General features: G+C 47.0%; 3 protein-coding genes. 1 reads left to right on the top strand and 2 read right to left on the bottom strand.

The window, feature by feature from the left end; all coding sequences use genetic code 11:
* Positions 1-122: 122 nt before the first annotated feature.
* On the bottom strand, positions 123-530 hold the full coding sequence (locus tag JGK39_RS33055; protein WP_293262599.1) for a hypothetical protein: 408 nt from the start codon (positions 528-530) through the stop codon (positions 123-125).
* Between the two features lie 155 nt (positions 531-685).
* Positions 686-1,372, bottom strand: coding sequence for an iron-sulfur cluster biosynthesis transcriptional regulator SufR (sufR, locus tag JGK39_RS33050; RefSeq protein WP_293262596.1), 687 nt, complete (start codon positions 1,370-1,372; stop codon positions 686-688).
* A gap of 187 nt (positions 1,373-1,559) precedes the next feature.
* On the opposite strand from sufR, the gene sufB reads away from it, so the two are divergent.
* Positions 1,560-2,999, top strand: coding sequence for a Fe-S cluster assembly protein SufB (gene sufB, locus JGK39_RS33045; protein WP_293262593.1), 1,440 nt, complete (start codon positions 1,560-1,562; stop codon positions 2,997-2,999).
* The last annotated feature ends 101 nt before the right edge of the window (positions 3,000-3,100 follow it).

The raw sequence follows: 3,100 nt of genomic DNA, 5'->3' as shown, positions 1-3,100 counted from the left end.
AAAACCCGGTTTCTGCGAGTCGGATGAGGGGCGAGAAACCGGGTTTTTTACGAAAATACTTAGTTGCAGCCCACAGATTCGGCAAAAACCCGGTTTCTGGGAGTCGCAGCCCGTCCGCCCTATCACAAATCCAAAAACGCCGCATCGACACCCTGTTCTCTGCGAATCTTCCCATCCTTTACAAACCACGCCACAACCTGCTTAACTGTTAATTGCTCGATCGCCCCTTCAGATTCTGCCGCAATTTGCCTCAACGGTCGCAAAGACGCAATTACCAAATTCGTAAAAAAGTTTTCAAAACTAGCATCAAGCTCGATCGACCCTTTAATACTCTCATCATTCTTAACCCAATCCATCACCTGCTGATTGCTTACCTCAGCCACCGGCAAACCCGTATCCCCAGCAATTTGCTTCAACACCCTCAAAGCATAAATAGCCAACCGCGCCGAAAACTTTTCCTTCGACGACAACAGCGCCATATCGACTTCCGCGCACTCTTCCGGCTTTAAAAAATCAGCTAATGGTTGCATATAAATTGGTAATAGGTAATAGGTAATTGGTAATTGGTAATTGGTAATTGGTAATTGGTAATTGGTAATTGGTAATAGGTAATTGGTAATTGGTAATCCGTGACATCCGTTAAATCCGTTACCGAAATTCCTATCCGTTACATCCGTTACATCCGTTACAAAATCCGTTGCCGAACTTCCTTTTTTGCGATCGAATAACCGCAGCGGTGTTCCCCATCAATAATCCAGTGAGTGCGCTCCACAGTACAATCCGGCAAAACCGCAGCAAACATTTCCAACTCGTTACCGCAGACACTCGGAAAAGTTTCAGCCACATTAGAAATAGCACAATTGTGTTCCATAAACACAAATCGATCGCCCTTAACATCCCCGCACATTTCCACACCTACAGATTCCACAGGATAACACTCAGCCATATAACCTTCATCCCTGCGGAGTTCCACCAACTTAGTCACCCGTTCTTGCAGCGAACCAGTACCCACCAGTCGCCGATATTCCATCGCCTTCCGTTCCCACTGTTTTTGCAGGATAGTAATCACTTGCTCGCGGCCAACAGTCTCAGCCAAAGTATCCAGAAAAGAAACCGCAAAATCGCCGTAACGATTCGGGAAGCGATCGCGCCCCAGACTGGTAAGCTCATAAATGTGTTGCGGCCGTCCCATACCAGCCTGAACCGACTGATACTGAATCAGCCCCTCCCCCTCCAAATCCTTCAAATGACGGCGAATCGCCTGCGGGCTGATCTCCAAAGAATCCGCCAACTCAAGAGCCGTCCCTTGACCCCCCTTGAGCAAATACTGCAAGATGTCTTGTTTCGTGGAAGTCTGCTGAGTCTGCATCATCTTCACAAAAAATTATTTATTTGACTTTGACAAGATCGCTATTGTTAATGTAGCTTAAAATATAGTAAAGCAACAAACCAGTTGTTTAATTCGCCTTCAGCAGCCCCCAGAACTCGCCGGGCCCCGACAGTTCAAGCGTCTGCCAGCTTTGAGAGACTAATCCAGAACACTCGCCAGCGCAAAATCAATGAGCTCTACAGTCACAACCCTCGTCAACCAGCCCTACAAATACGGTTTCGTCACCGACATCGAGTCAGACACCATCCCCCGCGGCTTGAGCGAAGATGTAGTCCGCTTGATTTCCTCGAAGAAAAACGAACCGGAATTCATGCTGGAATTTCGCCTCAAAGCATACCGCAAGTGGCTGACAATGACCGAGCCTACCTGGCCTCACGTCAACTATCCCGCGATCGACTACCAACAAATTATCTACTATTCCGCCCCCAAACAAAAGCCCAAAAAGCTCAACAGTTTGGAAGAAGTAGACCCGACACTCCTCGAAACCTTCGAGAAACTCGGAATTCCCCTCTCCGAACAAAAACGCCTCGGAAACGTCGCCGTTGACGCCGTTTTCGACAGCGTATCAATTGCCACAACATTTAGAGAAAAACTAGCCAAAGACGGCGTTATCTTCTGTTCAATATCAGAAGCAGTCAAAGATTATCCCGAACTAATAGAAAAATATCTTGGCAGCGTCGTACCAGTCGGCGACAACTTTTTCGCAGCCCTCAACTCCGCCGTATTCAGCGACGGTTCCTTCGTTTACATTCCCAAAGGCGTCAAATGCCCGATGGAATTGTCAACCTATTTCCGCATCAACAACGGAGATTCCGGCCAGTTCGAGCGCACGTTAATTGTCGCAGAAGAAAACAGTTCTGTTTCTTACCTCGAAGGTTGCACCGCGCCGATGTTTGACACCAACCAACTGCACGCTGCCGTCGTGGAATTGGTAACAATGGACAATGCTGATATCAAATACTCGACTGTGCAAAACTGGTACGCGGGCGATGCTAGCGGTAAAGGTGGAATTTATAACTTTGTTACCAAACGCGGTTTGTGTCAGGGAGTAAATTCTAAGATTTCTTGGACGCAAGTAGAAACTGGTTCGGCGATTACTTGGAAATATCCCAGTTGCGTCTTAGTCGGCGACAACTCGGTAGGCGAATTCTACTCGGTAGCGCTGACAAATAACAAGCAGCAAGCTGACACTGGCACTAAAATGATCCACGTCGGCAAAAACACTCGCAGCACGATTATTTCTAAGGGAATTTCGGCAGGAAATTCTGCCAACAGCTATCGCGGCTTGGTGAAAATGGGGCCAAGTGCTAAAGGCGCTCGCAATTATTCTCAGTGCGATTCGATGCTGATTGGCGACAACGCTCAAGCGAATACTTTTCCCTACATCCAAGTGCAGAACCACACTGCTAAAGTCGAGCACGAAGCTTCTACTTCTAAAATTGGAGAAGAGCAATTGTTCTTTTTTGCACAGCGGGGAATTTCCGCAGAAAATGCTATTTCGATGATGATTAGCGGTTTCTGTAAAGATGTGTTCAATCAGTTACCGATGGAATTTGCGGCGGAAGCTGATAAGTTGTTGAGTCTGAAGCTCGAAGGAAGCGTCGGATAGAAACAAGTTCTGATTAGGTTCGTAGTAAGGACTTTAGTCCTTCTTCTTAACTACAAACTCATCGACAAGTTCTGATTAGGTTCGTAGTAAGGACTTTAGTC

The organism is Microcoleus sp. PH2017_12_PCY_D_A (genome assembly GCF_020738565.1).
In the GTDB taxonomy this organism is placed as follows: domain Bacteria; phylum Cyanobacteriota; class Cyanobacteriia; order Cyanobacteriales; family Microcoleaceae; genus Microcoleus.
The sequence above is the reverse complement of the archived record's forward strand: the minus strand, read 5'-3'. Positions and strand labels throughout refer to the sequence as shown.